Source organism: Amycolatopsis halotolerans (genome assembly GCF_042647905.1).
GTDB classification, from domain to species: Bacteria; Actinomycetota; Actinomycetes; order Mycobacteriales; family Pseudonocardiaceae; genus Amycolatopsis; species Amycolatopsis halotolerans.
Map to the genome: position 1 here is coordinate 83,583 of NZ_JBHRWI010000012.1, position 22,201 is coordinate 105,783.

Annotated in this window: 16 protein-coding genes; 6 read left to right on the forward strand and 10 right to left on the reverse strand. The window is 71.3% G+C overall.

Annotated features, from left to right (window positions below; all coding sequences use genetic code 11):
- Nucleotide 1: 1 nt before the first annotated feature.
- The 3 genes from ACFORO_RS08545 to ACFORO_RS08555 are packed head-to-tail and all read right to left on the reverse strand — an operon-like array spanning nt 2 to nt 1,997.
- A complete protein-coding gene (locus ACFORO_RS08545; protein ID WP_377868210.1) occupies nt 2–244 on the reverse strand; it encodes a hypothetical protein in 243 nt (80 codons plus the stop codon).
- 2 nt (nt 245–246) lie between these two features.
- Complete coding sequence (locus ACFORO_RS08550) at nt 247–1,257, reverse strand: conjugal transfer protein (protein WP_377896513.1); 1,011 nt, start codon at nt 1,255–1,257, stop codon at nt 247–249.
- 32 nt (nt 1,258–1,289) lie between these two features.
- The gene (locus ACFORO_RS08555; protein WP_377868209.1) at nt 1,290–1,997 is read right to left on the reverse strand and encodes a hypothetical protein; all 708 of its coding nucleotides are present in this window, start codon (nt 1,995–1,997) and stop codon (nt 1,290–1,292) included.
- A gap of 263 nt (nt 1,998–2,260) precedes the next feature.
- Between ACFORO_RS08555 and ACFORO_RS08560 the strand changes: the two genes are divergently transcribed.
- Nucleotides 2,261–2,479: a hypothetical protein gene (locus ACFORO_RS08560; protein WP_377868208.1), complete on the forward strand. Its 219-nt coding sequence runs from the start codon at nt 2,261–2,263 to the stop codon at nt 2,477–2,479.
- Nucleotides 2,479–3,324, forward strand: a complete 846-nt coding sequence (locus tag ACFORO_RS08565; RefSeq protein ID WP_377868207.1) for a hypothetical protein — start codon at nt 2,479–2,481, stop codon at nt 3,322–3,324. The genes ACFORO_RS08560 and ACFORO_RS08565 overlap by 1 nt, the downstream gene beginning before the upstream one ends.
- On the opposite strand, the gene ACFORO_RS08570 is transcribed toward ACFORO_RS08565, so the two are convergent.
- On the reverse strand, nt 3,299–3,982 hold the full coding sequence (locus ACFORO_RS08570) for an integrase core domain-containing protein (RefSeq protein ID WP_377868206.1): 684 nt from the start codon (nt 3,980–3,982) through the stop codon (nt 3,299–3,301). The genes ACFORO_RS08565 and ACFORO_RS08570 overlap by 26 nt on opposite strands.
- 242 nt (nt 3,983–4,224) lie before the next feature.
- Nucleotides 4,225–4,371, reverse strand: coding sequence for a hypothetical protein (locus ACFORO_RS08575; RefSeq protein ID WP_377868205.1), 147 nt, complete (start codon nt 4,369–4,371; stop codon nt 4,225–4,227).
- Between the two features lie 198 nt (nt 4,372–4,569).
- Here ACFORO_RS08575 and ACFORO_RS08580 point away from each other — a divergent pair, with 198 nt between their 5' ends.
- Nucleotides 4,570–4,695 carry a hypothetical protein gene (locus ACFORO_RS08580; RefSeq protein WP_377868204.1) on the forward strand — a complete coding sequence of 42 codons (126 nt, stop codon included), beginning with the start codon at nt 4,570–4,572 and terminating at the stop codon, nt 4,693–4,695.
- A 204-nt stretch (nt 4,696–4,899) separates the two neighbouring features.
- On the opposite strand, the gene ACFORO_RS08585 is transcribed toward ACFORO_RS08580, so the two are convergent.
- Nucleotides 4,900–5,892, reverse strand: coding sequence for a YncE family protein (locus ACFORO_RS08585; RefSeq protein ID WP_377868203.1), 993 nt, complete (start codon nt 5,890–5,892; stop codon nt 4,900–4,902).
- Between the two features lie 451 nt (nt 5,893–6,343).
- Here ACFORO_RS08585 and ACFORO_RS08590 point away from each other — a divergent pair, with 451 nt between their 5' ends.
- The 3 genes from ACFORO_RS08590 to ACFORO_RS08600 are packed head-to-tail and all read left to right on the forward strand — an operon-like array spanning nt 6,344 to nt 9,074.
- Nucleotides 6,344–7,015, forward strand: a complete 672-nt coding sequence (locus ACFORO_RS08590; protein ID WP_377868201.1) for a glycosyltransferase family 2 protein — start codon at nt 6,344–6,346, stop codon at nt 7,013–7,015.
- Complete coding sequence (locus ACFORO_RS08595) at nt 7,012–7,677, forward strand: TIGR04282 family arsenosugar biosynthesis glycosyltransferase (RefSeq protein ID WP_377868200.1); 666 nt, start codon at nt 7,012–7,014, stop codon at nt 7,675–7,677. Before ACFORO_RS08590 ends, ACFORO_RS08595 begins: the two co-directional genes overlap by 4 nt.
- Nucleotides 7,674–9,074, forward strand: coding sequence for a hypothetical protein (locus ACFORO_RS08600; RefSeq protein WP_377868199.1), 1,401 nt, complete (start codon nt 7,674–7,676; stop codon nt 9,072–9,074). Before ACFORO_RS08595 ends, ACFORO_RS08600 begins: the two co-directional genes overlap by 4 nt.
- Nucleotides 9,075–9,552: 478 nt before the next feature.
- Here ACFORO_RS08600 and ACFORO_RS08605 read toward each other — a convergent pair whose 3' ends face one another.
- From ACFORO_RS08605 to ACFORO_RS08620, 4 genes are read right to left on the reverse strand one after another with little or no spacing between them, the layout of a single operon-like run.
- Entirely contained in the window at nt 9,553–10,353 is an 801-nt protein-coding gene (locus ACFORO_RS08605) for an ABC transporter permease (RefSeq protein ID WP_377868198.1), read from the reverse strand.
- The gene (locus ACFORO_RS08610) at nt 10,350–11,396 is read right to left on the reverse strand and encodes an ATP-binding cassette domain-containing protein (RefSeq protein ID WP_377896514.1); all 1,047 of its coding nucleotides are present in this window, start codon (nt 11,394–11,396) and stop codon (nt 10,350–10,352) included. The genes ACFORO_RS08605 and ACFORO_RS08610 overlap by 4 nt, the downstream gene beginning before the upstream one ends.
- Nucleotides 11,393–11,605: an MbtH family protein gene (locus ACFORO_RS08615; protein ID WP_377868197.1), complete on the reverse strand. Its 213-nt coding sequence runs from the start codon at nt 11,603–11,605 to the stop codon at nt 11,393–11,395. The genes ACFORO_RS08610 and ACFORO_RS08615 overlap by 4 nt, the downstream gene beginning before the upstream one ends.
- Nucleotides 11,602–21,909: an amino acid adenylation domain-containing protein gene (locus ACFORO_RS08620; protein ID WP_377868196.1), complete on the reverse strand. Its 10,308-nt coding sequence runs from the start codon at nt 21,907–21,909 to the stop codon at nt 11,602–11,604. Before ACFORO_RS08620 ends, ACFORO_RS08615 begins: the two co-directional genes overlap by 4 nt.
- Nucleotides 21,910–22,201: the final 292 nt, after the last annotated feature.

The following is a 22,201-nucleotide window of genomic DNA, read 5'->3' on the forward strand; positions in this document are numbered from 1 at the left end:
GCTAGTGGGTGAACCAGGAACCGAACATCCCCGACACGGCATCGAGGTTCAGCAGGATCCCGAGGAACACCGCCGCGATCACCCCGTACTTGATCGCCCTGGTGAAATTACCGCGGGTGCCGATCAGCAGACTGATCCCGCCGACCACAGCGACCAGCAGGATCAGCCGCCGGACCGCCTCGCCGCCCCAGGCGAGATTCGCGTCAAGCCAGGACTTCACATCCGCTGCCAGCAGCATTCCCATCCTCAACGCCTCCCTGGAGTCGGTTCCCGCAGCGGGACCGGGTCGATCCGGGTCAGCTCCCACCGGCCTGACCGCGCGGTCAGAGTGAGCGGGTAGTCAGCGAGCGTGCTCTGCCCGGTCGCGTCGAAACACTTCGCCCGCGCCAGCACCCGGACCTGCGTCCCGTCCAACGGCCGCGCGGCCTGGCCCGGCTCGAACGTCTCGTGGGTCCTCAAGTCCTGCAGCCGGACCGAAGCGAACGGCGGCGGCGACACGGGTGCGACGCCGGTCCCCGGACTGACATACCGGTCAAGCTGCCCCTGCCCCACCACATAAGCGGTCAGGAACCCGATCACCGATTGCCCGACCGGGCCCGCCGGATCAGCAGGCTGGCCGTAGGCGAGTTCGGGCTGCACTGCCGTCGCGGGGCAGGTCACTGGGGACGGAAGCGACGTCGCCGCGTACGAGCTGCCGTCCCCGACGAAGCTGACTTGCTCGCAGGTGATCTTTGCGGGACGCGTGCCGTCCGGCTGCAGGGTAAGCAGGTTCGCCGCGACGACCACCGACCACACCCCCGGCTCGGGCGAGACGGCCGAGACGGTGGCAGTGGCCACCGGGATCTGCGACCCGACCTCTCGCTCCGACCGCATCCCATCGGGATAGAAAGCCATCAGGGCCGCGGAATCGTCGCGGCTGGCCGACAACCACGACCGCACATACATCTCCGCCCACCCCTGCGGACCCCGCTGGACTCTCTCAGCCGCAGTCACCGGATTCGGAGCTGCACCGGAGCGCAACACGACCAGCCCTCCGACCGTCGCCAACGGGCTGGCCACGACGACCAACCACGCCACCGTTCGTCCGGCCCTGCCGGTCATCGCGCGGAGTGCGGGCTCGACCGCGGCGTCCGGCAACACCCTTGCCAACGCGCGATTCCGTCGTTCGCCCGGCTTACGCACAGCCGGACCGACAGGCTTCGAGCTATGCGCCATGGCCCTCTCCCGCCTCCCACCGGACATTGGCCTCCCAGGCATGGCTCTTGCGGTTCGGCTTGATGCGGCCCTGTTCAACTCGCCCACGGCAGGTCTCCGCCCGGGTACTCCTCCGCGGCGTCCGCAAGCGCAGCGATCGCCCGATTGCGCCACCGGGTTACCGTCGGCTGGCTCACCCCCAATTCTTCACCGACCTGGCGATCCGTGGCCACTCCGTCCCGACCGGCCCGGTCACCGAAGAACCGGCGCGTCAGCACCGCCTGGCCCCGCTCGTCGAGCAAGCCACGCGCCACCGCCCACGACAGCACTGAAAGCAACTCCTCTGACGCGGCAACCTCGCGCTCCGGCTGTGCCAACGCGCCGCGGAACGCGTCGTCGTCCACACTCGACACCTCAGCCGCGGCCTGAACATGGTCCACCCCGAACGAGCGCAACGCCGCCCGCTGCGTTTCCCGGACCAGATTCGCCGCCACGTGATGCCGGCGGCGCAACGGGAAACACCGGACCTGCTCCCACAGGTGTCCGATCACCGTGGCCTGCACGTCAGCGTTCGCCTCGTCTGCCGAGGCTCCCCCGCCGGTTACGCCCCTCCGCGCACCTCCCCCGCCGGTCGAAGCCCGCGCCGCCCGGATCACCCGGCCAGTCACGCCCGGGACCGCTGGCAACATCGCCGAGAGCACGATCTCCGCTGCCGTCGCACCGTCTCGTCCAGACACCGCAGCGCGCTCAAGCAACGCGTGCAAGACCCGGTCGTGAGTCTCGTACTCTCGCGTCGCCAGCACCCGTGCAAGACGGTCTCGACTCGATGTCTCGACCAACGCGAGATCTGACCGCGACCACGCCTCCAAGGCCCGGTCGAACCTCCCGATCACGCGCGGGTGACGAAGACGGCTCTGCAATGCCGTCAACGGGCTTTCCCGGATTCCATCTGCATGTTGTGAACTCATCGCAGTTCCTCCTCAAGTCGTGGCTGCTTCGCCCGACCCTCTGAACGAACTGCGTCTCCTTTGCTGGGTCCGATCCTTACCCCGCGCTAAGAGCAAGCGTGAGTTCACCCATTGCGGCGACACACGACCACGACACGCAGAGCAGCGAATCACCTGACGAGTCCTGCCAGGTCACCTTCGGGATCAACGACCAGCGGACCGTGGGACGTCTCCATCGGCCTCAGCTCGGCGAAGAAGGGCACCGTCGACCCTGCTACGTCGCGAACGTCGCCGCCCAGCGGGTGATGACGAATCTGAAGCACAAAGCGGGTTCGTGATGTCGATCTTCGATGTTCTGGGCGACGCGGCGAAAGCCGTCGGGCACGCCGTCGAAGGCGCCGTCGAGTGGGTCGGAGACCGGGCCAGCGACGTCGGCGGATGGTTCGGCGATCTGTTCGAGGGCAACCTCGGCGAGCAGGCCGTGCCCCAGTCGGAACTGGTCAAGCAGATCATGGCGAGCAAGGGCGCGCCGGACTGGCACGGCGGCGCCGACCAGGCCGCGGAACTGGCCGAACAGCACGCGCAGGTCAGCGGCCGCGTGCAGCAGCTGATGTCGGGCATGGAATCGTCCTGGACCGGCGGCGGAGCGGACACCGCGCAGGCGCGGATCAAGCCGCTTGCGGACGTGTCGCAGGCCGCGTCGCACACGTTCACCGCGAACTCGCAGAACGCCAGCGGCCTGGCGCACGGGTTCGACCAGCTGAAGGCGTCGCTGCGGCCGATGCCCGAGACTCCGCCGCACCGGACGTTCCTGGACGAGGCACAGTTCTGGCGGACCACCGACACCGAAGCGAAAATCAACCAGTACAAGTACAACACCTACGCGGGCACCGCGAAGTCCGCCGGCCAAGGCTTGAAGATCGACTACGGGCAGCTGCAGGACTTCGGCGACGGCAACGTCGACATCAGCTCACAGCCGAAAGAACCCGCCGACCACAGGACAGGCCCGGACAATCCGCACCAGCGCAGCGGCGGGCCACCAGCCGCTCGTGGCAGCTCCCGGTACCAGCGGGCCAGCGCAGTCGTTCGCTCCCCTCCGTCGCCGTCGGCCCCGTTGCAGTACCACCCTGTGGGGCTTGAAAAGTCGTCGCTGCAGCTCAGGCGGCGTATCGGTACTCGTTGATGACTCCTGTGAGGACCCGGGTGCGCAAGAGTCTGCGGGTCCCGGCGTCCTGGACGACATCGGGCTGATCCCGGACATCGGGAGGCAGCTGACCTCGGGACTGATGCGGTCGGTGCCTGTTGTAATCCTCCTGATAATCGGCGAGGACCCGTCCGGCGTGCGCCTCGCACATGACCAGAATGTGGTCGAGGACCTCGCGGCGAATGGTCCCGATCACTCTTTCGCAGTGAGCATTCATCCGCGGAGCCCGGGGCGCAGCGAGGAGCACTTTCATCTCCTCGGCTTCGAAGACCGCGTCGAAGGAGCCGGTGTACCTGCTGTCGCGAGCGCGAAGGACAAAACGCAGCGACTCGACACGGCGGCCCAGGTCGCTGGCGAGGTTACGAGCTTGCCGGGTCGCCCATTGCGCGGTGGGGTGCGCAGTGACGCAGGCGATGTGGAGCTTGCGGGTGCGATGCTCGAGGAACGCCAGCGCATACAACCGTCTGCCGGTGATCGTGTCCACGCGGAAGAAGTCCGCGGCGATGATTCCCTCGGCGAGGAACCCGCGCCAGCTCGGAACGGCGCGGCGCGGAGCGGGGTCGATGCCGGCCGCATGCAAGATCTCCCAGACTGTGGACGGCGCGATCCGATGCCCCAGCCGGGTCAACTCGCCCATGGACTCCGCGGTGTCCCCACCGTGGGTTCTCCTGCGCCACACGCAGCACCAGTCTCTTCAACGCAGCCGCCGCAGGTGGACGCCCAGTGCGTCGACGTCGAGCGGTGCAGTCCCGCTTTCTGGCGATCAGCCTGCGGTGCCAGCTCAGCAGCGTCCCTGGGGTGACCAGGAATACGCCGCGCCACCGGCAGCGCGGGAGCAGCGACCACAACGCGGCCAGCCACAACCGGTCTGCGAACTCATCACGGACCGTCAACCTGTCGCCGCAGCACCGCGTTCTGATGCCGGAGAACGAGCAACTCAGCGTCCTTGCCGGCATCCCGGCGCAGCAGAATCGCCGGGACGGACAGCAACGCACGAGTTGTCCGGTACAGCAACGAAATGACCATCAGGGCAGCATCTCAGCCGCCGAAGAGGAGCTGCGGACATAGGCTCCCACCAGCGGCGACGACTTCCCGAGCCCCACAGGTCAGCGCCGGGACGCTGAACCGGCCGTCTTCAATGTCGTCGAATCCGACCAGCGCCACGTCCTACGGCACCGCCACGCCTCGGTCGGCGCCGGCCAGCAACGCGCACACCGCGCTGCGGTGCGGGCCCCGATCTTCTTCCTGATCACCGCGGACGGGCAGATCCACACCCTTCACCTTCCGCATGCTTTCCGCACCAGCAAGGACGTCCGCCACGCCATCGCCACCAACCTGAACGAGACCTGACGCGAAAACTCGGTGTACCTACAGCGTTCGCCAACGGGCCCAGCGGACACCATTCATCACACTGGCGGCGTAGCCCCGTCCTCGCATGATCCGCGGCGATCATTTACGCGCTGCCCCGCCGGCAGCCGTTTGCCTCGTGTCGGCGCGACGCACCGAGCCGCCCCTTGCACGGCGCTGGTGGCGGCGCACCGTGCAGCGGCCCAGTCAGGGATCGATCAACTGGACGACACCGTCCGCGGTGCCGGTGACGAACACCCGTCCGGTGCCCGGGTCCACTGCCACCGTGTTCGGCTGGCGCACCGTCGGCAACCGGGCGATCTCCTTCGGCGTCCCAGCCGACAGGTCGAGCCCGACGACTTCGTTGACGGCGGTCAGCGTCACCCACATCCGATCCCGTACGGCGTCGTAGGTGATCCCGTACGGCGTTCCCGGAAGTGACAGCTTGGCGATCTGCTCGAGCCGTGGGGAAAGTTCGAAGATCACGATGGCGTTCCCGCGGGTGTCGGCGACGGCCAGGCGGCCGCGTTTGTCGGCGAGCACATGGGTGGGCCCGGCACCGGCAGGCACTCGCCCGACCTGCCGGACGGTGGCCACGTCGTAAATTGTCAGGTCGTTTCGCCGGACGTCGACGAGGCCGACGGTATCGCCCACCGCGGCGAGCCCGGCCGGCTGGGCGACATCGGCGAAGGTGTGCACGACCCGGCCGCCACGCACCACGACGACGCTCTTGCCGAGTTCGTTCGCCACGAAGTACGACCCGTTGGCGGCACGCGTCGCGTCATGCGGCACCACGCCGGTCGGGACCGTCGAGGTCACCTCGCCGCCGGGCAGCGCGACGGTCAGGAAAGAATTGGACGTTTCGTCGGGTACCAGCACCGGGCCGCCGGGGCCCGCGAGCTGCAGGTGCCGCAGCCAGCCCGGCAACGGGACCCGCCTGCCGACGGTCCCCGTCCGCGCGTCGACGAGCGCGAGCGCGTTGGGCTCCCGGACTCCGACAGCGACCGTGTGGGTGGCGCCGTCGGCGACGATGCCCTCGGGAGCCGTTCCGACCGGAACCACGCGCCCGGCCGGCGGCCGTGCCAGCGCGGGTGCCGCCGCGGGTTCCGCTGGAGGGGGGAGTTTCGCGGGCTTGTCCTCGACCGGGGCGGAGCAGCCCGCGACTAGGAGGCCGGCCAGCCACAAGTGCACCCATCGCATCACAGCTTCGCTCCGTCCCGGCGCGATCGCGCCGTCGCCGTCCTGCCGGAGTTACCCGGCCGTCCACACCGGAAACCTTTTGCGTAACAGGCACTCGCCCCGTTCACCCGACAGCCGTTGAGGTGCTGGGTCGGGACGGCTGCGACTGCCAGCCTCCGCCCACGAACTGATGCTGTTTCCCTGGTACGCCGCCGGGCTGTTCTTCCCCGGCATTGTCGAACAAAGGTCACCGCCTTCGTCGCGGCCACCGGACAGAACGAAGACCCCCTGACTCGCGGTGGCCTTTGGTGACCGCAAGTCTGTTCACCGCCAGCACCATCGTTGATGTCTGCCGGACGGTCCATCGCGGCCCGCAGGAAACAGAACCGAGCGAATCGACTGGGCAAGAGGGCGAGGGGTAATTGCTTCGTTGTGCGGGTATCCGGTATTCCGAGAGGTCACGGGAGGAAAGATGTCAGGAGTCGTCGATCTGGATCTGGATGTGATTCTGCCTTGCCGGGACGAGGCGAGCACGCTTCCCGACGTGCTCTCGGCGCTTCCTCGAGGCTGCCATCCCCTCGTCGTGGACAACGGCTCGACCGACGAGACCGCCGCGGTCGCCCGGGCACACGGGGCATTTGTCGTGCACGAACCGAAGCCCGGCTACGGGGCCGCTGTGCACACTGGGCTGGTCAATGCCCGGCGGACCTTCGCCGGAGTGCTCGACGCTGACGGGTCGCTGGATCCGGCTCTGCTGCCGATGCTGCTCGACCCGGTCGCCCGAGGCGAGGCCGACCTCGCGGTGGGACGGCGGCGGCCGGTGCGGAGCGGAGTTCAGCCCTGGCACGCGCGCGCCGCCAACTCGGGAGTCGCCTGGCTGCTGCGCAGGCGGGGTGCGGCGGTGCACGACATCGCCGCGATCCGCGTCGCGCGCCGGGACGCACTGCTCCGCCTCGAAGTGGGCGACCGGGGCTTCGGATATCCGCTCGAACTGCTGCTGCGAGCCGCGGAGGCGGAGTGGCGCATCGTCGAGTTCGATGTGCCCTACCGGGCGCGCGCCGGCGGACGCTCCAAGGTGTCGGGCTCCGTGCGGGGAACGGTGCGGGCGGCTTTCGACATGACGGCAGTGCTGGCCCGCCGATGACCTCGACGACGATCCTCATTCTCGCCAAAGCGCCCTTGCCGGGCCGGGTGAAGACCCGGCTGTGCCCGCCCGCGACCTCCGAACAGGCGGCGCACATCGCGGCGGCCGCCCTGCTGGAAACAGTGCGCGCCGTGCGCAGTGTGTCCGGAGCGCACGCGGTGGTCGCACTCGAAGGAGATCTCGAAACCGGGATATCGGCCGTGGAGCTGTGCGCCGTGACGGCAGACATTCCCGTTTTGCCGCAACGCGGATCGTCGCTGGGCGAGCGGATCGCCGCCGCGCACGCGGACGCCGCCGCGCTGGCGCCCGGCCGCCCGGTCCTGCAGATCGGAATGGACACCCCGCAAGTGAGCGCCGAGCTTCTCGAGCAGTGCCGCGACCGGCTGCTCGGAACTGCGGCCGAGGCTGTGCTCGGGCCGGCCGACGACGGCGGCTGGTGGCTGCTGGGACTGCGCGATCCGCTCAAAGCGGCGGTCGTCAGCGGCGTGACCACGTCCCGATCCGACACCGGCTTCCGCACCAGACAGGCCTTGATCGACCACGGCCTGCACGTCGCCACGGCACCCGGACTGCGGGACGTCGACACCATGGCCGACGCGCGGGCGGTGGCCGAGACCATGCCTGGCACGATGTTCGCCGCGGCGGTGGGCACGGTCGGATGAAGGAAAGCGGAATCAGGCACAAGCCGGACGCGGTGCCTCCTCGAGCGTCGTCGTCAGGACACCGGGCCGATCTGATCAGTGTCGCGCTGGCCCTGGGGCTGGTCTTCGCGGCCATCGTTGTCGGGTTGTACTACAACCAACCGGGTTCCGGTGTCGTCATCTACGCGTACGCGCCGCCGATCTTCGGCGACTGGCTGCCGCATGTCGGTCCCGGCTCCCTCTTCGCGGTCCTGATCGCGGTGCTGGTCGGGCTGTGGGGGCCGGCCGTCGCCGCACGGATGGCGTGGCGTCCACTGCTCGCCCTCGGCTATGTCCTGTCGCTGGGCTGGACGATGGCGCTGGTCATGGTCGACGGCTGGACCCGGGGATTCACCTCCCGGCTGACCTCCGACAACGAGTATCTGCACGAGGTGCCCAACATTCCCGACATCCCGGAGATGCTGCGCTCGTTCGCCGGACGCATCCTCGAAGGCACTCCGCATTACTGGACCACCCACGTCAGCGGGCACCCGCCCGGTGCGACGCTCGTGTTCGTCTGGCTGAACCGGATCGGGCTCGGCGGCGGAGCGTGGGCGGCGACCGCCTGTGTCGTCGTCGGCTGCCTGAGCGCGGTCGCGGTTCCCGCGACCTTGTCCTTGTTCGGACGCGGCGACGCGGCCCGCGCCGCGTTGCCGTTCGCGGTCCTCACGCCCGGCGTGATCTGGATAGGCGCCTCCGCCGACGGGCTGTTCGCCGGGGTGACCGCCACCGGCATCGCTTTTCTCGCGCTCGCCGCGGCCGTGTTCACGCGAAGCCGTGTTCGCGCGGCGTTCGCCTCCTGCGCCGGCGGCCTGCTGCTCGGCTTCGGCGTTTTCCTTTCCTACGGCTTGGTTCTGTTCGGCTTCCTCGCCGTAGCCGCATTGATTCTCGGCAAACGATGGCAGATCGCGGCGATGGCGATCACCACCGCCCTGCTCGTGGCCGCGGTCTTCGCGCTGGCCGGGTTCTGGTGGTTCGACGGCTACCAACTGGTGGTTCAGCGCTACTACCAGGGCATCGCGAACCTGAGGCCGTACTCCTACTGGGTCTGGGCCGACATCGCGGCCTTCCTGATCGCGTGCGGTCCCGCCGTCCTCGCCGGAACCCGCCGCACAGTGGCGACGGGCTTGCTGGCGGTCCCGAAACGCTCCTTGCTCGAGGATCCCGTTTTCCTGCTGGTGACCGGTGCCCTCCTGGCGGTGATCTGCTCGGATGTGTCCGGCCTGTCCAAAGCCGAGGTCGAGCGCATCTGGCTGCCCTTCGGGACCTGGCTGATCGCGGGGACGGCGTTGCTGCCGCCCGGTTCCCGGCGATGGTGGCTGGCCGCACAAGCGGTCACGGCGCTGGCCGTCAATCATCTCGTGCTCACCAATTGGTGAGCCGACCGGAAGCCGATCCGGCAAGGACATCATGCGGGTCCTGCTCACCCGCAAGCACCGGATTCATCGGCTCCCACATCGCCGACGCCGCGAAAGAGGCCGGACATCAGGCGCTCTCGCCGGATGCCTCGTCCCGCTGGCACGCGGTGTGGCACCAGGCGGCGATGGCTGGTCACAGGGTGGGACCCCCTCGGACGCGCGACTTCGCCAGCCCGGGCTGCCGCCCCGGTGCCAGGCGGGCCCGCGGGGTCGAACATGCCGCCGTCGAGTCGGCCGCGTTCGAGGAAGCCGCGCAGCGCGCCGAAGCCCCCGAACCCGCCCCCAGCCCGCGCCCACCGGCCAAGGCCGTCCGCGGCCAGCGGTGCTCGGGCACAGCAGTGCCGTCCGCCGGAGCGGTCCATGCCCCGGGAAGCCCTGCGGGTCGTTGCGCGGCCGCGATTGCGGTGCCGCGGACCGCATTTCTCGGTGCCGATCTGGCTTATCGACTCGCGACGCGGCGGTAGCGCGCGACGGCGAGGCTCATGAACAGGGCGATGAGACCGAGCGAGCACAGGACCGAGTAGAAGATGGCGTTTTCGGCGGGCCAGCTGTGGGGTTGGGCCACGGCGGCCGGGGCGGGGTTGGCGAAGAGGCGGCGGGCGGCGTTGGCGAGTGCGGTGATGGGGTTCCATTCCGCGATCGTGGCGAGCGGCTCCGGCAGGGCGGCCACGGAGACGAAGCCCGCGGAGATGAAGGTGGCCGGGAACAGCCAGATCAGGCCGAGGCTCTGGGCGACTTCGACGCTGCGGGAGACCAGTCCGATGAAGGCGCCGACCCAGGACATGGCGAACGCGAACAGCAGGATGAGCAGGTAGGCGAGCACGGCGTCGAGCGGGTTGCCGCGGATGCGCCAGCCGATGGCCAGCCCGCACAGGCTGGTGATGAGCAGGCTGACGACGCTGGTGGTCAGGTCCGAGGTGGTCCGGCCGAGCAGCACCGCGACCCTCGACATCGGCAGGGACCGGAACCGGTCGACGATCCCCTTCTGCAGGTCGTTGGCCAGTCCGATGGTGGTGAACGAGGCGTTGAACGTCACGGTCTGGGCGAAGATGCCGGCCATGATGAACTCGCGGTAGGCGTCGCCGCCGAGGCTGCCGCCGAAAACGTAGCCCAGCAACAGCACGAACATGATGGGCTGCAGCACGCTGGCGAAGATCGAGCCGGGGGTGCGCCGGATGGTGAGCAGATTGCGCCAGGCGAGAGCGCTGCTGTCGCGGGCCACCTGGGCCAGTGCGGTCACGCGCCGGCCTCGGTCCGGTCGAGGCGGCCCGAGTGGCGGGGCCAGTCGGTGATCGGTGGCAGGATCACGGTCTCCTCGGAGTCTCTCGTGGGAGTGCTGGCGCCGGTCAGGGACAGGAAAACGTCGTCGAGGGTGGCGCGGCGCAGGCCGAGGTCGAGCACTCGTACGTGTTCGGCGTTGAGCCGCGCGGCCGCGGCGGCGAGGGCGTGCTGGCCGCTCTGCGTGGCGCCGACGGCGACTTCGAGACGGCGGGCGCGCCGGTCCAGTGTCGGCGGGACGCCGCCGATACCGGCCAGGATACGGTGCGCGGCGGCCAGTCCGGCCTCGTCGGCGGCGACGAGTTCCAGCCGTTCCCCGCCGGTGGCGCTCTTCAGCTCGTCGCTGGTGCCCTCGGCGATGACGCGGCCGTCAGCGAGCACGGCGATCCGGTCGGCGAGCTGGTCGGCTTCCTCGAGGTACTGGGTGGTGAGCAGGACGGTGGTGCCGTCGCGGACCAGCTCGGCGACGACGTCCCAGGTGTTGAGCCGGCTCTGCGGGTCCAGGCCGGTGGTCGGCTCGTCGAGCACGACCACGGGCGGGGCCGCGACGAGGGCGCCGGCCAGGTCGAGCCGGCGGCGCATGCCGCCGGAGTAGGTGCCGGCGCCGCGGTCGGCGGCGTCGTCGAGGCGGAACCGTTCCAGCAGTTCCCGCGCGGTCCGCGCGGCCCGCCGCCGGCGCATGCCGTAGAGCTTCGCGACGAGGTAGAGGTTCTCGAAGCCGGTCAGCTTGTCGTCGACTGCGGCGTACTGCCCGGAAAGCCCGATCGAGCGGCGAACCCGGTCGGGGTCGGCCACGACGTCGGCGCCGGCGACGACCGCGCGACCGCCGTCCGGGCGCAGCAGGGTGGTGATGATGCGCACGGCCGTCGTTTTGCCGGCTCCGTTGGGGCCGAGCAGGCCGAATACCTGCCCGGCCGCCATGGTGAGGTCGACGCCGTCGAGGGCTTTCTTGGCGCCGAAGGACTTCCGTAGTCCTTCGAGCCGGATGGCGGGGCCGACGGTCATCGGGGGGTCTCCTCGTCGAGCAGGCTCCGCGGGGTGATGTCAGTCCAGTTGCGCTCGACGAACTCGAGGCATGCGAGCCGGAAGTCCGGTCCGAACGCCGCGGTCCAACCGTCCGGAATGTCGGCGAAGGCCGGCCACAACGAGTGCTGGTTCTCGTGGTTGACGAGGACGAGGTAGGACTCGTCGGCGGATTCGAAGGGGTTGGTCACGGTCGATTCCCTGTTCTGGCTTGTGGCTGGTCGGTGGGGCGCGCCTGACGCCGGGTGAGGCGCTCGGCGAGGATCGGTGCGAGCCGGGCGAGTGCGCCGGGCTGGGTGAGCTGGGCGTGCCGCACGTCGACGTCGTGGTTGCCGACCTGCCCGCCCAGGTAGGGCAGCCAATCGGTGAGCACGGGGCCGCCGGCGTCCCGGTCGCGGGTGGCGGTGAAGAACAGCACGTCGGCCCGGATCGGGCTGGGTGCGAACTCGCGCATCAATTCGGCCTGGCTGACGAAGGCGCCGATCATGCCGCCCAGCGCGTCTTCGGTGAGGTTGCCCATCGGGTTGCCGATCGCGCGGTAGTGCGCCAGCACCGCGGCCCGGTCGAGCTCGCCGTCCGGCGGAAGCGGGAAACCCTGATTCCGCAGCAGCGCGGCGAACATCTCGGCTTCGCTGCCCGCTTCGAGCCCGTCGCCGGGGACGCCAGGGTAGGCGTCGAGCAGGGTCAGCAGCCCGATCTCCTCGCCCTCGGCCTCCAGCTGAGCGGCGACCTCCTGGGCGAGATTCCCCCCGAACGACCAGCCGAGCAGGTAGTACGGACCGTGCGGCTGGACCGAGCGAATGTGCTCGACGTAGTCGGCGGCGATCTCGGGGATGCCCGCCGGCGTGTAGCCGGGGTCGGTCAGTTTCCGCGACTGCAAGCCGTAGAGCGGTTGATCCGGTGCGAGGTGCTTGAGCAGCCCCGAGTAGGTCCAGGACAGCCCGCTGGCCGGGTGCACACAGAACAGCGGCGACCGGTTCCCGGTGGTGCGCAGGGGAAGCAGCACGTCGAGGTCGCTGCCGGACGATTCGGTGTCCAGCTGCGCGGCCAGCCCGGCGACGGTCGGGGTCTCGAACAGCCGCCGGATCGGCAGCTCGACGCCGAGCGCGGACCGGATCCGGGTGATCAGGCCGCTGGCGAGCAGCGAGTGGCCGCCGAGTTCGAAGAAGCTGTCGTCGATGCCGACCCGCGGCAGGCCGAGTGCCTCGGCGAACAGCTTGCACAGCAGGTCTTCCCGCGGTGAGCGCGGACCGCGGAAGGCGGCTGTGGCGATTTCCTCCGGCTCGGGCAGCGCACGCTGGTCGAGCTTGCCGTTGGGGGTCAGGGGCAGCCGCTCCAGCAGCGTGAACGCCGAGGGCACCATGTAGTCCGGCACCTGACCGGCCAAAGCCGCGGCCAGTGTTGCCCGGGTGGGCGCGCCCGCGGCCGGGACGACGTAGGCGACCAGCCGCTGGCCGCCGGGACCGTCGTGGACCACAACGGCCGCCCCGGCGACCGCCGGGTCGGCTTCGAGCAGCGCGGCGATCTCGCCGGGCTCGACCCGGAATCCGCGCAGCTTCACCTGGTCGTCGGCGCGTCCCAGGAATTGCAGGCTCGCGTCGTCGCGCCAGCGCGCGAGGTCGCCGGTGCGGTACATCCGCCCGCCAGTGCCGCTGTAAGGGTCGGCGACGAACCGTTCGGCGGTCAGGCGAGTGCGGTTGAGGTACCCGCGGGCCACGCCGGCACCGGAGAGGTACAGCTCTCCCGGCGCTCCTGCCGGGACCGGGCGGAGCCGGGCGTCGAGCACGTAGGCCCGGGTGTTGTGCACCGGCTTGCCGATCGCCGGCCGCGTGCCGTCGGCCAGGTCCGCCACCACTGAGTCCACTGTGGACTCAGTGGGGCCGTAGAAGTTGTACGCGGTCAGTCCGGTCACGGCGCGCAGCTGTGCCCAGAGCACCTCGTCTACCTGTTCGCCGCCGAGCGCGAGCACCGCGGGCCGGTGCGCGGTGTCGTCCAGCAGCCCCGCGGACAGCAGCTGCCGCAGGTAGGACGGCGTGGTCTCGACGGCGTCCACGGCGTGGTCGTGCAGGTAGGCGACGAGCGCGCTCGCGTCCCGGCGGGTGTCGTCGTCGACGATGTGCAGCTCGTGCCCGGCGATCATCCACAGCACCGGGTCCCACGACGCGTCGAACGCGACCGCCGCGGTCAGCGCGACCCGCAACCGGCGGCCGCCCAGGCGCTCCGTCGCCGGGGCGAACACGTTCTCTTCGTGCTGGCGCAGGAGGTTGCTCAGTGAGCTGTGCTCGACGACCACGCCCTTCGGTCGCCCGGTGGAGCCGGAGGTGTAGATGACGTACGCGGGGTGCCGCGCCGACAGCGGGCGCAGCCGTTCCGCGTCCGTCAGGTCGCCGGCCGGCAGTGCGGCCAGTTCGGCGCGGACCGCCGGGTCGTCCAGCATGAGCGCGGCCGTGTCCGGGAGTTCCGCCTGAGCCGCGACGGCCGTGAGGACGAGCGCGGGTGCGGCGTCGTCGAGCATGAAAGCGAGCCGCTCGGCCGGGTAGCTCAGGTCGATCGGCAGGTACGCCGCACCGGACTTCAGCACCCCGAGCAGCGCCACCATCGTCTCGACCGACCGGGGCAACGCGACGGCGACGGTCTTCCCCGCCCCGATGCCGCGGGAGCGCAGCAGCCGGGCGAGCCGGTTCGCATCGGCGTTCAGCGCCGCGACCGAGGCGCTGCGGCCGCCCGCGACCACCGCGTCGTCCTCGGCCGCGGCACCGGCGGCGTGCCGTTCGAAGGCCGAGACGATCGTCTCGGCGGGCAATGTCCGCGCGGTGTCGTTCCACGTCTCCAGAACGGCCTCGGCCTCGCCGGCCGAGAGCAGTTCCAGCTGCGTGACGGGGCGGGCCGGGTCGTCCAGCGCGGCCTCGAGCAGCCGGGTCAGCCAGCCGCCCAGCCGCTGGACAGTCTCCGGCTCGAACAGGTCGGCGCTGTACTCGACGGTGCCGGACAGTCCGGCCGGGCGGCCGTCGAGGTGCCGTCGTTCGCTCAGCGACACCGAGAGGTCGAATTTCACCGCGGCGACGTCGTCGTACCCGGCGACCGAGACGTCGAGCCCGGGCAGGTCCAGCTCGACGGGCGGGGTGTTCTGCAGCGTCAGCATCACCTGGAACAGCGGGTGGCGGCTGAGTGTGCGGGCGGGCGCGACCTCCTCGACGACCCGTTCGAACGGCACGTCCTGATGGTCGAACGCGGCCAGGTCGCTCATGCGGACCCGCTCGACCAGTTCGGCGAAACCGGGCTCGCCGGACAGGTCGGCGCGCAGCACCAGCGTGTTGACGAAGAACCCGACCAGTTCGTCGAGCAGTTCGTCGGTGCGGCCCGCGACCGGCGTGCCGATCGGCACGTCCGGGCCGCCGCCGAGGCGCGAGAGCAGCGTCGCCAGCCCGGCATGCAGAACCATGAACAGGCTCGCGCCACGCTCAGCGGCGAACGCGGCCAGCCGCGCGTGCAGCCGCTCGGTCAGGTCGAGACGCACCGTGCCGCCGGTGTAGCTCGACTCGGCGGGACGCGGGTGGTCGCAGGGCAGCGAAAGCTCCTCGGGCAGCCCCGCCAGTGACCGGCGCCAGAAGTCGAGCTGGCGGCGCAGCAGGCTGCTCGTGTCGTCCTCGTCGCCGAGAACTTCGTGCTGCCACAGCGCATAGTCCGCGTACTGCACCGGAAGCGGCGGCCGGCCGGCGTCGGTTCCGCCGAGGCGGGCCGAGTACGCGCTGGCGAGGTCCCGGGCCAGCGGCGCGGTCGACCAGCCGTCGCTGGCGATGTGGTGCGCGACGAGCAGCAGCACGTGTTCGTCGTCGGCGACGCGCAGGAGCGCGGCCCGCAGGGGCAAGTCGGTTTCGAGGGCGAAGGGTTTCGCCGCGTGAGCGGTGATCGCGTCGGCGAGGCCGTCACCGCTGACCTCCAGCAGCGGTAGCTCGGCGGTCACCTCGGCCATCGGCAGGATCCGCTGGCAGGGCACGCCGTCCTCGACCGGGAAGACCGTCCGCAGGCTTTCGTGCCGCGCCAGGACATCGCCCAATGCCGCCCGCAGTGCCTCCCGGTCGAGTTCGCCGCGCAGCCGGAGCGCCATCGGGATGTGGTAGCCGGCGCCGGTGCCCTCGAAGCCGTTGAGGAACCACATGCGCCGCTGCGCGTAGGACAGCGGGATGCGGTCGGGGCGGGTCCGCTTCCGCAGCGGGGTGCGCACCGCGTGCGTGCCGGTCCAGCGCGCGGCGAGCGCCGCGGGGGTGGGCGCCTCGAAGACGGTGCGGATCGCGACCTCCGCGCCGAGACGGCTGCGCATCCGGCTGACCAGCCGCGTGACCAGCAGGGAATGGCCGCCGAGGGCGAAGAAGTCGTCGTCCACGCCGACATCGGGCAGGCCGAGTGTGTCGGCGAACAGGGTGCACAGCTCGGCCTCGGTCCTCGTCCGAGGGGCGCGGCCGGAGGTGCCCGCGGCGGCGCCGGGTCCGGGCAGGCGTGCCTTGTCGAGCTTGCCGTGGGGGGTGAGCGGCAGCGCGGGCAGCGCGACGATCGCTTGCGGCACCATGTAGTCCGGCAACGCGCGGGCCGCCCGCGCCCGCAGGTGTGCGACGTCGGTGCCGCCGGTGACGACGTAGCCGACGAGCCGTTCGGTCCCGTCGGGTCCGGTGTGGACCACCACGGCGGCCGCGGAGACCTCCTCCGCCGCGGCGAGCACGGCCTCGACCTCGCCGGGTTCGACCCGGAAACCGCGGATCTTGACCTGGTCGTCGGTCCGCCCGACGAACTCCAGGAAGCCCGCCGTGCTCCGGCGGACCAGGTCTCCGGTGCGGTACATCCGCGCACCGGCATCGTCGAAGGGACTGGCGACGAACCGTTGCGCGGTCAGACCGGGGCGGCCGAGGTAGCCGCGCGCCAGCCCTGCGCCGGAGAGGTACAGCTCGCCGGTCACACCCGGCGGGACCGGCTGCAGTCCGGCGTCGAGCACGCGCGTGCCGACGTTGTCCACGGCGGTGCCGATCACCGGCGCGCGGTGGTCGGCGATACGCGCCACCACCGAGTCCACTGTGGACTCGGTGGGGCCGTAGAAGTTGAACGCCAGCAGGTCCGGCAGCGCGGCCAGGTCCGACCACAACGCCGGATCGACGGCCTCGCCGCCGAGTCCCAGCACGGCGGGGCGGTGGCGGCCCTCGGCCAGCAGGCCGAGCGAGAGCAGCTGCCGCACGTAGGTCGGCGTGGTCTCCATGACGTCGATCCGCTGACCGGCCACGTAGTCCAGCAGAGCTTCGGGGTCCCGGCGGGTGCCGTCGTCGAGCAGGTGCAGTTCGTGCCCGTCGACCAGCCACAGGATCGGGTCCCAGGAGGCGTCGAACGACACGCCCGCGGTGTGCGCGATCCGGAGTGCGTCGCGACCGGTGGCCGCCACGGCCGGTCCGAAGACCTCGGTGCGATGGCTGGAGAGCAGGTTCACCAGGCTGCCGTGTTCGACGGCGACGCCCTTCGGCCGTCCGGTGGAGCCCGAGGTGTAGAGCAGGTACGCCAAGTCGCGGGCCCGCGGGCCGGGCAGCTCCGCGCGGCCGACGACGTCGAGCAGGCCCGGCTCGTCCAGCAGGACCGCGGGCAGCGGCGCGGCCAGGCGTGCGGCGATCTCCGTGGTACTGACCAGCAGGGCGGGTGCCGCGTCGTCGAGCAGGTACGCGATCCGGTCAGCGGGGTACTCGACGTCGACCGGCAGGTAGACCGCCCCGGACCTGAGCACCGCCAGCAGCGCGACGACGGTGCCGGTCGAACGGGGCAGCGCGACGGCGATCGGGCGTCCGCGCTCGGCGCCCCGCTCGACGAGGACCTGGGCCAGCCGGTCGGCGCGCTCGTCCAACTCGGCGAAGGTGAGCGTGCCGTCCGCCGCGGTCACGGCTCTCCCGTGCGGACGGCGAGCGGCCTGAGCGCGGAAGAGTTCGGGCAGTGTCGCGGCGGGCACCGGTCTGCGCGCGCCGTTCCACTCGCTCACCAGCTGCGCGCGCTCGGCGCCGGTGAGCACACTCGCCGTCCGCAGCGGGGCGTCAGGCCGGGCCAGCACTGCCTCCAGCAGCGTCACGAAACCCTGGGCGAGCCGCTGCGCGGTCGGTGCGTCGAACAGGTCGAGGCTGTACTCCAGCTCTCCGGTGATGCCCGCGGGTGCGCCACCGGCCTCGTGGTTCTCGGTCAGGGTGAGGGACAAGTCGAACTTGGCGGTCGTGGTGGTCGCGGCGGCTCCGGCCTCGATCCGCAGCCCGGCCAGCTCTGCCACCGGGGCCGGGTTGTTCTGCAGCGTCAGCAGGACCTGGAACAGCGGGTTGCGCCCGGGAACGCGGTCCGGTGCCAGCTCCTCCACGATCCGCTCGAAGGGCAGGTCCTGGTGTTCGAACGCGGCGAGGTCGCTGTCGCGCACCTGCCCGAGCAAGCCGGTGAAACTCGGGTCGCCGCCGAGATCGGCGCGCAGCACCAAGGTGTTGACGAAGAAGCCGATCAGGTCCTCGAGCCCGGATTCGGTGCGGCCGGCGACCGGCGTGCCGATCGCGATGTCCCGGCCGGCCCCGAACTTGCCCAGCGTGGCCGCGAACCCGGCGTGCAGGGCCATGAACAGGCTGCTGCCGTGCTCGGCGGCCAGCCCGGCCAGCGCGGCGTGCAGCCGGGCGGGCACGGTGACCGGCACGCTGCCGCCGGCCCCGCTCGGCACGGCGGGACGCGGCCGGTCGGCCGGCAGGTTCGGTTCCGCGGGCAGGTCACGCAAGGCCGAGGTCCAGTAGTCCAGCTGCGTCGACGCGCGACTGGCGGGATCGCTCTCCGAACCCAGCAGTTCCCGCTGCCAGAGCGCGTAGTCGGCGTACTGGATCCGCAGCGGCGGCAGGCCGGCGGTGTCGCCGGCGAGCCGTGCCTGGTAGGCGGCGGTGAGGTCGCGGGCCAGCGGGACGAACGACCAGCCGTCGCCGGCGATGTGGTGGATCACCAGCAGCAGCACGTGCTCGGTCGCCGAGACCCGCAGCAGCGTGGCGCGCAGCGGCGCCTCGATGGACAGGTCGAACCCGCGCGTCGCTTCGGCGGCCAGCCGCTCGTCCAGCTCCGCGGCGGGAACGTCGGCGGTGTCGAGGCCGGCGCCCGCCGCCTCGGGAGGCAGGATCCGCTGGGCGGGCTCACCGTCGGACTCGGCGAAGATCGTGCGCAAGCTTTCGTGCCTGCCCACCACGTCGGCCAGAGCCAGCCGCAGCGCCGGCTCGTCCACGATGCCGCTCAGGCGCAGCACGACGGGCATGGTGTAGTCCGCGGCCAGCGGGTTGAGCCGGTTGAGGAACCAGAGCCGCTGCTGGGCCGGCGAGAGCGGCACGCGCCCGGCGCGCGAGCGCGGCCGGAGCACGGGACGGTCCGACGCGTCATGGTGCCGGAGCCGCCCCGCGAGCAGGGCCGGAGTGGGTGCCTCGAACAGGTCCCGGATGGCGACCTCTGCCGCCAGGTCGGCGCGGACGCGGCCGATGACCCGGGTGGCCAGCAACGACTGCCCGCCGAGTGCGAAGAAGTCGTCATCCACCCCGACCTCGGCCAGCTCGAGCGTCTGGGCGTAGATCGCGCACAGGACCCGCTCGTCCTCGGTACGAGGGGCCCGACCGCGGGCGGACACCGACGCGCCGGGTACGGGCAGGCGCGCCTTGTCGAGTTTTCCGTTAGGCGTCAAGGGAAGTTCCGGCACCACGACCACGATCTGCGGCACGAGGTACTCGGGCAGGTCGCGGGCGAGCCGCGAGCGCAGCTCGGCGCCGTCCGTGCCGGACACGGCATAGGCGACCAGCCGGGCCGCGTCGCCGGAGCCGTGCACCAGCACGACGGCTTGGGCGACGCCAGGGAGCGCGGTCAGCGCGGCCTCGACCTCGCCGGGTTCGATCCGGAAGCCGCGGATCTTGACCTGGTCGTCGGCACGGCCGGCGAACGCCAGTGCGCCGCGGCGCGTCCAGCGCGCGAGATCGCCCGTCCGGTACAGCCGCTCGCCGGGACCGTCGAACGGATTGGCGACGAACCGCTGCGCGGTCAGCGCGGGCCGGTCGTGGTAGCCGCGAGCCAGCCCCGCGCCGGCGAGGTACAGCTCGCCCGTGACGCCAGGCGAAACTGGGCGCAGCGCGGCATCGAGCACGTAGGCACGGGCGTTGTCGACCGGCGCGCCGATCACCGGCTCGGCGTGCGAGGGCAGCACGGCCATCACGGAGTCCACAGTGGACTCAGTGGGGCCGTAGAGGTTGACCGCCACCAGCCGGTCGCCTTCGGTCAGCTCGGCCCACAACCGCGCGTCGACGGACTCGCCGCCCAGTGCCCACAGCTTCGGGTGGCCGCCGGGCTGGTCGAGCACGCCGGCCGCGAGCAGCTGGCGGACGTAGGAGGGCGTCGTCTCGATGGAGTCGATGCGTTCCTCGGCCAGATAACGGGCGCAGGCCTCCGGATCACGGCGGACGACGTCGGACACCATCCGCAGCTCGTGCCCGTCGAGCAGCCAGAGCACCGGATCCCACGAGGCGTCGAACGCCACGCCGGACAGATGCGCCACGCGCAGCACGTCCTTGCCGGTGGCCGCGCGTCCCGCCGCGAACAGCCGTCGGCGATGGCTCCCGAACAGGTTGCTCAACGACCGGTGCTCCACCGCGACGCCCTTGGGGCGGCCGGTCGAACCCGAGGTGTAGATCAGGTACGCCAGATCCGACGGCCGCGGCGAAGCCAGCTCGACCGGCGGCGCCGAAGCCAGGTCGAGGTCGTCGAGGACCAGCGGGCTGCCCGGCAGCAACCCGCGGGTCGTGCCGTCGGCGAGCACCAGCGCGGGCCGCGCGTCCTGGATCAGGTAGGCGAGCCGGTCCGCGGGGTAGCTGACGTCGAGCGGCAGGTAGGCCGCACCGGTCCGGCTGACCGCGAGCAGCGCCGTGATGGTGTCGGCCGACCGCGGCAGCGCGACGGCGACGACCTTGCCGGGACCCGCGCCCCGGCCCGCGAGGATCCGGGCGAGCCGGTCCACGCGATCGCCGAGTTCGGCGAAGGTCAGCGCAGTGGTGCCGTCGGACACCGCCGGACGCGCCGGTGTGCGGGCGGCCTGCCGGGCGAACAGCTCGGGCAAGGTGGCCGGCTCGGCCTCGGCGGCTGTGGCGTTCCACGTGCGCAGGACCAGCTCGCGCTCGTCGTCGCCGAGCAGGTCGAGCTTGCCCACCGGAGCGGCCGGGGCGGTCCTGGCCGCGCGTAGCAGCCGGAGGTATCGCTCGTGGTGGCCGGCGAGATCTTTTTCGTTGTAGCGCAACGGGTTGGCGTCGAAGTCGATCCGCAGCCCGTGGTCGGCCGAGCCCTGGACGACGATCGAGAGATCGTCGACCGGACCGACGGACAGGTTGTGCAGCGTCGCGTCGTGCTCGCCGAACTCGATCCGCGGGTCGAAGGGCAGGATGTTGACCGCCGGGCCGTGCAGCCGCCGGGCACGGGACAGACCCAGGTCGCGGCGCAGGTCCTCGGCGCGGTAACGCTGGTGCTTGAGCGCGCCGCGGACCGCGCGGGAGGTCTGCGCCACCAGCTCGGCCATCGTGGTCGCGGGCGTGACCCGCAGGCGCAGCGGCACCACGTTGGACACCATCGCCGGGGTCGACCGCAGCAGCGCGGTCCGCCGGGTGGTGACCGGCAGGCCGAGCACGATGTCCCGGTCACCGGTGCTGCGGTGCAGATAGGCGGCCGCCGCGGCGATGACGAACGGAGACCAGTCGGTGCCCAGCCCCCGCGCCGTCGCGCGCAGCTTCTGGGCCTCGGCGGCGTCGAGCCGGGCGGTGTGCCGCAGGAAGCGGGTGTCCGTCGCCGCCGCGGAGCCGGTAAGCGCCGTCGCCTCGGGCACGTCGGCGAACCGCGTGCGCCAGTAGTCGCCGTCGGTGCGGTGGCGTGCGGAGCCGGTGTAGTCCTCTTCCTCGGCCAGCACTTCGGCGAGCGGGCCGAACCCGGCAGGCTCGACCGGCCCGCCGGTCCGCAGCGCGTGGTAGTTCTCCGCGATCCGGCGTACCACGAGCGTCGCGCCGTATCCGTCGACCAGGAGGTGGTGGACGCGCTGGTAGAAGAAGGACCGGCCGGCGCCGAGCTTCAGCAGCGTCGCCGAGAACAGCCGGTCACCATGCACGTCGGCCGGCGCGGAGAGGTCCGCGCGCATCCAGGCCCGCGCGGCGCGTTCGGGATCCGGCTCGCCGCCCAGGTCGATCACCGGCAGGGACCATTCGCCCAGCGGTGCGACGGACTGCCGAGGCTCCTCGTCGGTCGCGGTGAACCGCAGCCGCAACGCCTCGGTGTCCAGCAGCACTTGCCGGACGGACTGCTCCAGCAGGTCCGCTCGCAGCAGGCCGCGGATGTCGAGGTACTGGGCGATGGTGAACATCGGATTGCCGGGCGCGATCCGCTGCGCGAACCAGATCCCGCGCTGAGCGGCCGACAGCTCCAGGTGTTCCTCGCGTCGAAGAACCACAGTTCCCCACTTTCCCGATCGGATACCCCCCGTTCGCGGCGGCCGTGGCAGCCGGGCAATGGGAGTCGAGTGGCATGACCCGCGACGGCGTCGCCGCCGCGGTGATCTCCTGCCTGAGCGCACCGAGGACCTGGGTGCACCGGGGATTCGTGTCGCCCGTCCGGTTGGACTGGTCCGGGTGACATGCCACACCATGGGATGACCCGAGATCGTAGTGCTGCTAGTCCTCACTGGATTTGTTTTCCGCATGCCGAGGGCCGCGGCCGTCGGTGACGAGGCGGCCGCGGCCCCT

Bases quoted from the DNA above. Each gene is read 5' to 3' on its own strand.
- ACFORO_RS08550 (WP_377896513.1), bottom strand. From the start codon at position 1,257: ATGCCTGGGAGGCCAATGTCCGGTGGGAGGCGGGAGAGGGCCATGGCG.
- ACFORO_RS08585 (WP_377868203.1), bottom strand. From the start codon at position 5,892: ATGCGATGGGTGCACTTGTGGCTGGCCGGCCTCCTAGTCGCGGGCTGC.
- ACFORO_RS08590 (WP_377868201.1), top strand. From the start codon at position 6,344: ATGTCAGGAGTCGTCGATCTGGATCTGGATGTGATTCTGCCTTGCCGG.
- ACFORO_RS08545 (WP_377868210.1), bottom strand. From the start codon at position 244: ATGGGAATGCTGCTGGCAGCGGATGTGAAGTCCTGGCTTGACGCGAAT.
- ACFORO_RS08595 (WP_377868200.1), top strand. From the start codon at position 7,012: ATGACCTCGACGACGATCCTCATTCTCGCCAAAGCGCCCTTGCCGGGC.
- ACFORO_RS08575 (WP_377868205.1), bottom strand. From the start codon at position 4,371: ATGGTCATTTCGTTGCTGTACCGGACAACTCGTGCGTTGCTGTCCGTC.
- ACFORO_RS08565 (WP_377868207.1), top strand. From the start codon at position 2,479: ATGTCGATCTTCGATGTTCTGGGCGACGCGGCGAAAGCCGTCGGGCAC.
- ACFORO_RS08600 (WP_377868199.1), top strand. From the start codon at position 7,674: ATGAAGGAAAGCGGAATCAGGCACAAGCCGGACGCGGTGCCTCCTCGA.
- ACFORO_RS08570 (WP_377868206.1), bottom strand. From the start codon at position 3,982: ATGGGCGAGTTGACCCGGCTGGGGCATCGGATCGCGCCGTCCACAGTC.
- ACFORO_RS08610 (WP_377896514.1), bottom strand. From the start codon at position 11,396: ATGACCGTCGGCCCCGCCATCCGGCTCGAAGGACTACGGAAGTCCTTC.